Source organism: Xenorhabdus anantnagensis (assembly GCF_028598555.1).
Lineage (GTDB): Bacteria > Pseudomonadota > Gammaproteobacteria > Enterobacterales > Enterobacteriaceae > Xenorhabdus > Xenorhabdus anantnagensis.
Genome location: NZ_JAQRFN010000056.1, coordinates 1 through 5302 on the forward strand (window position 1 = coordinate 1; position 5302 = coordinate 5302).

Here is a 5302-nt window from a genome sequence, read left to right on the forward strand (position 1 = left end):
AAATATTCGCACTATCGGTCAGTAGCCGACATTATCGAAACGGAGTCAATGTCATTGAATTTCCTGAGGGGGTAAGGGGAATGGATTGCACAATGGAAGAACGCATGGACACAGGGCAGTGGTCGATGAATGAGTTAACAAAATATCTCATTGACAGGGATTTACTGGATAGTTTCATGGAGGAACTGGGAAAAACTCAACGGAGGGTAGCATGAGACATTTCGATTGCAACCCCTGCGGCGCTCAGGATGAGCAGCAGGAACGGAAATTGGAGGCAGCCGCATATCAGGATGCCACTGACGAGTATTTGGATAGACGGGCTAATAACCGATTAGGAAAATTACCGGACAACACCCTGTCCGATGAGGTCAATTCACTATTAGAAATGGCTGGCGACAAACGGTCTGAGTTAATGAATGGGTATCACACATGGCTATTTGATGTTTGTCGGGCAGCGGAGGAGCAGATGATATGAACCCCGGTATCTATTACGACATCTCTAATGAGGACTATCACAGTGGTGAGGGAGTGAGTAAGTCGCAGTTGGACATAATTGACCAATCCCCCGCTGAATTGATTTGGCAACGGACTGCCCCTGTTGATGATGAGAAAATTAAGTCGCTGGATATGGGAACTGCGTTGCACTGCCTGTTACTGGAGCCGGACGAATTCGGCAAGCGTTTTGCAATTGAGCCAAAGTTAGACAGGCGTACCAAAACCGGAAAAGAAGAGGCCGAAGCATTCGACCTGGCTAATCAGGACAAGATAGTCCTCACCCAAGAAGAAAGCAGAAAGCTGCTGATTATGCGTGATAGTGCGATGTCCCATCCAATCGCCAAATGGTGTTTGGAGGCAGCAGGTAAATCTGAAAGCAGCATCTATTGGAACGATCCTGAATCGGATGTTTTGTGCAGATGTCGCCCGGATAAGCTCATTTCTGAGCATCATTATATAGTGGATGTCAAAAGCACCGCCGATATGGATAGGTTTGACAGAACATTTTACGACTACCGCTATCATGTGCAGGACACATTTTATTCAGACGGATATAGGGCGCTCACGGGAGAAATACCAACATTTGTTTTTCTGGCTGTTAGCACCACGGTGAATTGCGGTCGTTATCCGGTCAGAATTTTCATCATGGATGAACAGGCCAAATTAGCAGGGCGTGCAGCCTACCAACGAAATCTAGCAACCTATGCTCAGTGCCTAAAAACGAATGAATGGCCCGGCATTAGAACGTTGTCACTGCCCCACTGGGCTAAGGAATTAAGAGATGAATAATACCCCACCATTAGCACAAGCCGATTTACAGAAAACCCAGTCACAAACAAAAGTTGCAGCCACCAAAGATCAGGCGTTAATTCAATTCATCAACAAGCCCAGTATGAAGGCACAATTGGCTGCTGCTCTGCCACGCCATATGGCACCAGACAGGATGATCAGGATTGTCACCACGGAGATTAGGAAAACTCCAGCACTCGCTAACTGTGATATGCAAAGTTTTGTCGGCGCAGTTGTTCAATGCTCGCAGCTTGGATTAGAGCCGGGTAGTGCATTAGGTCACTCCTACCTACTCCCGTTCGGAAATGGAAAATCCAAAACAGGCCAACCTAATGTCCAGTTAATCATTGGCTACCGGGGAATGATTGATCTGGCCCGTCGTTCCGGTCAGATAGTCAGTATTTCCGCACGCACAGTCAGAGATGGCGATCAGTTCCATTATGAATATGGACTGAATGAGACGCTAACGCACGCACCCGGAGAAAATGAGGACACACCAATAACTCATGTCTATGCAGTGGCTCGACTGAAAGATGGGGGCGTTCAATTTGAAGTGATGACAACCAATCAGATTGAAAAGGTGAAATCTCAGAGCAAAGCCAGTAGCAATGGACCGTGGGTAACTCACTGGGAAGAAATGGCGAAAAAAACCGTTATCCGCCGCCTGTTTAAATATCTGCCTGTCTCTATCGAGATGCAAAAAGCCGTGGTTTTAGACGAGAAAGCAGAGGCCAATATCGATCAAGAGCACGCCGCCATTTTTGAAGGAGAGTTCGAAGAGGTAGCTGAGTAAATAATAAATAGGAACACTAATCATGAACATGTACATCACCATACGAACTAACCGCGTCGGATCTGATATGGAACTACCTCTCGGTTATACAGAGAGCGACTGGGAACAAATGTCATGGGATGAGCAGCTAGACGTTATAGCTGCTGTCATCACAGAAAACGTTGATTATTCACTCAACGCCAAATAACTAACCCCACCCCATTAACTAACGCTACCTCAGTGGCGGGAGGCATTTTATGCATATCGAAACATCAAATGTTGTGAAACTGCAAATTACGGTACCGAGACATGACCCTATTCATGTTTATTTGGAGGATTATGGCGACGGTCAGGGGAGAATAACTATCTCTGAATATGGTGAATCATGGACAGCGTATTGGGGAGCGATGGGCGGTTCGCTATCTGATTTTATTCTCAAAGCTGATAACGGATACATCATCGGATATCTGGATGGCGTACTAAAAATGCGTAGTCAAAAATACAAATTTATGGACTCTCGTCTAAATGCCGTGAAAGAAGCATTAAGGAGATTGCATGTACACACCGTGGAACCCCAACCCCAGAGCAGCACAAAGGGTCAATGACCCTCTACCCATTCCCACCCAATGCCGATGCTGCCATAACCACGTCACGATAGCCCATCACACGGAGGTGTATAGGGAGGTTCGCAGCCGCTGGCCGTGGTTCTATGTCTGCTGGTCATGTGATGCGCGTGTCGGGATGCACCCGGAAACTAATATTCCACTGGGATATTTGGCTGATGAACCGACACGGAGAGCGAGGCGGAATGGCAAACAGGAATTTGAGGAGATGCGAAAGAGAGGGAATTTTGAACGCACGGAGGCCTATCGATGGCTGGCATGGAGGCTGGGAATTAGTTTCAGGAAATGTCATTTCGGCTGGTTCAGTGCCGAGATGTGCCAACGGGCAACCAATATATGCAGGGAGTTTAAATAATGACTGATTTTACATCACTGGCAGACGGTGGCGAATTATCCCGTGAAACATGGGCTGATTTTGTTAATCGATTGGAATATCGGGGCGTTGATTGGCACGGCGCGGCGTATCCATCATTTACAGTCAGAGAGCGAGTTAGGGTAACCGGCTCTGAGGATGACGAGGCGGGAATATATTACGATTGTGAATCGTATTATTTCCCAGAGGATTTAATAGCTATATTAGACGATGAACAGAAACAGGCGATATTTAATTACGCACAAAACGAATGTTTGTTTGAATTTGACGAATTATATGATATAGACAAATATAAATGCATAGAGTCTGTATTAGATGACGCATATATTTTTTATTGGAAATGCGATTATAGAACTGTAAATACACATTTAACCCGCGAAGCAGCAGAGAAATTTATTCAACGCAAACAACATGACTATGGAGAATTATCTGTTTATGTTGAGTCGTTCTATTGGTGCTGGGAAATGCGCACACTAATTGATGGAATATTGACAGGTAAAATTAAATATATAGGTGGTAATAATGAGAAATGAATTTAAAAATAATACCGTGAACGATATAGCAAGCAGATTAAAAGTAGCCGCTAATGTAGCAAAAACATATAGCGGAAATGAAATTACAGTTAACTGCGATGAATTATTAAAACTCTGTGAAGCCGCAAAGAAATTCGCTGATTATGAGATTATTATTAATGCGTACCATCAGGATGATGCGGACTGGCATAAATTAGCTGACATAAATGGCTCAGCCATATGTGCGTTAGTTGATGGAATTATCAAGCTGCAATCGAAACTCGCTGAATATGAAAATATGGAGCCGTATATTTGGGGAGTTTATTCCAAGGAATTTGACACAATAATTGGTTATGAAATAACTGAACATTCTGCCAAAGTAGTTGCTGATAGTTTAACTGAAAATTCGCCCTCCGGGGATTTGCATAGCATATTCCCCCTCTATCGCCACCCTAGCAAATAGCGAGAAATAACATGGATATTATCGACGCAGCGAATGAATTAAATGAGCTGAATATATCTCATGCCCTCCAGAACCGGCCATCAGCATTAACCAGCATCAACGGGATGTGTAGGTGGTGTGAGACTGAGAAAGCGACACACGGTGCATTTTGTAGTCGGGAGTGTGGGGAGGATTATGAGCGGGAGAATAGGAAAAATGGATGATAGTGAATTATCAGATTTCGGAATTAATAAACGGATAGCAGAACATATTGGAATTACACCAGATAATATATTCGACAAGGAGGAGGTGGTTTTTAAACCAGTTGGAAATGATGAATTTGAAAAATTCGACCCCTGTAATAAACCAGAACATGCAATGCCAATTATTATCGAGAACGGAATCAGCCTGATATTTGAAAATGGAATATTTGAATATGCAACCAATGATGGTGATATTGAGTGCACTATCGATAATCCATATAAAGCGGCGATGGTTATTTATCTACACATGAGGGATAAGGAGAAATGAAATACGGCCTCATATTGTGCGATCCCCCGTGGCAATATAATAACTCAGCTAGCAACGGAGCAGCCAATAACCACTACACCACCAATGACTAACAAATTCGAGAACGGAAAAAATATCGGCTGACTATTTAGCGTCAACCGTTTTACAAATTAAATAGAATTTGTCAACCGAGCATCATGAATAACCAATCATTCGAGAACGGACGACGACAGGTGGCGAGGGAATGCCTGAACGAGTTAAATAACCTGCCCAAATATGACGACAGCGCAGTGACTGCAATTCTCGATAAATACGCCCGCGATTTTCAATTAATCATGACTGATCATCAACGAGCGAAATCAACAGCCAAGAATTGGTTACGTCAATACATAATTAATTTGCAGAAGGAGATGAAATAGTGAAGACAGCATTTCTATTGATGGCTGAGTTTGAGACATCTCAAATTCTACTATCAGACATAGCAGAGAAATATCTCAAGATGAGTGCGGCTACAGCGGAACGGAAAGCAAATGAAGGGAAATTAAGCATTCCGACTTATAGGTTGAATGATAGCCAAAAGTCACCAAGGATTGTGCATGTGCATGATTTAGCTATATACATAGACCGACAAAGAGAGGCTGCTGTATTGGAAATTCAGAGATCACAAAGCAAGAAAAATACCCGTCAAAACATAAGACCGCATTGAGTTCTTTTCATACAAAAAATAGAACAGCACCCCTATAGCACCCCACAAACACATAACTATTTGAATTTTATATATAATAA

General features: G+C 43.4%; 13 protein-coding genes. All 13 read left to right on the top strand.

All coding sequences use genetic code 11. From position 1 onward, the window contains the following. The coding region (locus PSI14_RS19445) for a hypothetical protein (RefSeq protein WP_273577630.1) at positions 1-215 on the top strand (215 nt) is incomplete at its 5' end. Next, positions 212-475 carry a hypothetical protein gene (locus tag PSI14_RS19450; protein ID WP_273577631.1) on the top strand — a complete coding sequence of 88 codons (264 nt, stop codon included), beginning with the start codon at positions 212-214 and terminating at the stop codon, positions 473-475. The genes PSI14_RS19445 and PSI14_RS19450, both read left to right, overlap by 4 nt. After that, a complete protein-coding gene (locus tag PSI14_RS19455; protein WP_273577632.1) occupies positions 472-1284 on the top strand; it encodes a PD-(D/E)XK nuclease-like domain-containing protein in 813 nt (270 codons plus the stop codon). The genes PSI14_RS19450 and PSI14_RS19455 overlap by 4 nt, the downstream gene beginning before the upstream one ends. Continuing rightward, positions 1277-2077, top strand: coding sequence for a recombination protein RecT (gene recT, locus PSI14_RS19460; protein ID WP_273577633.1), 801 nt, complete (start codon positions 1277-1279; stop codon positions 2075-2077). Before PSI14_RS19455 ends, recT begins: the two co-directional genes overlap by 8 nt. Positions 2078-2105: 28 nt before the next feature. After that, entirely contained in the window at positions 2106-2264 is a 159-nt protein-coding gene (locus PSI14_RS20420) for a DUF7167 family protein (protein WP_442316492.1), read from the top strand. 49 nt (positions 2265-2313) lie between these two features. Next, on the top strand, positions 2314-2661 hold the full coding sequence (locus tag PSI14_RS19465; protein ID WP_273577634.1) for a phiTE_072 family protein: 348 nt from the start codon (positions 2314-2316) through the stop codon (positions 2659-2661). Continuing rightward, a complete protein-coding gene (locus PSI14_RS19470; protein ID WP_273577635.1) occupies positions 2612-3034 on the top strand; it encodes a zinc-finger-containing protein in 423 nt (140 codons plus the stop codon). The genes PSI14_RS19465 and PSI14_RS19470 overlap by 50 nt, the downstream gene beginning before the upstream one ends. Further along, positions 3034-3585 (top strand): hypothetical protein, encoded by a 552-nt coding sequence (locus PSI14_RS19475; protein WP_273577636.1) that lies wholly within the window; start codon positions 3034-3036, stop codon positions 3583-3585. Before PSI14_RS19470 ends, PSI14_RS19475 begins: the two co-directional genes overlap by 1 nt. Further along, a complete protein-coding gene (locus PSI14_RS19480) occupies positions 3575-4027 on the top strand; it encodes a hypothetical protein (protein WP_273577637.1) in 453 nt (150 codons plus the stop codon). Before PSI14_RS19475 ends, PSI14_RS19480 begins: the two co-directional genes overlap by 11 nt. Positions 4028-4038: 11 nt before the next feature. Further along, positions 4039-4230 (top strand): hypothetical protein, encoded by a 192-nt coding sequence (locus PSI14_RS19485; protein WP_273577638.1) that lies wholly within the window; start codon positions 4039-4041, stop codon positions 4228-4230. Then, positions 4223-4537, top strand: coding sequence for a phage protein NinX family protein (locus tag PSI14_RS19490; RefSeq protein WP_273577639.1), 315 nt, complete (start codon positions 4223-4225; stop codon positions 4535-4537). The genes PSI14_RS19485 and PSI14_RS19490 overlap by 8 nt, the downstream gene beginning before the upstream one ends. A 176-nt stretch (positions 4538-4713) precedes the next feature. Then, the gene (locus PSI14_RS19500) at positions 4714-4935 is read left to right on the top strand and encodes a hypothetical protein (protein WP_273577640.1); all 222 of its coding nucleotides are present in this window, start codon (positions 4714-4716) and stop codon (positions 4933-4935) included. Further along, a complete protein-coding gene (locus PSI14_RS19505; RefSeq protein WP_273577641.1) occupies positions 4935-5222 on the top strand; it encodes a pyocin activator PrtN family protein in 288 nt (95 codons plus the stop codon). Before PSI14_RS19500 ends, PSI14_RS19505 begins: the two co-directional genes overlap by 1 nt. The last annotated feature ends 80 nt before the right edge of the window (positions 5223-5302 follow it).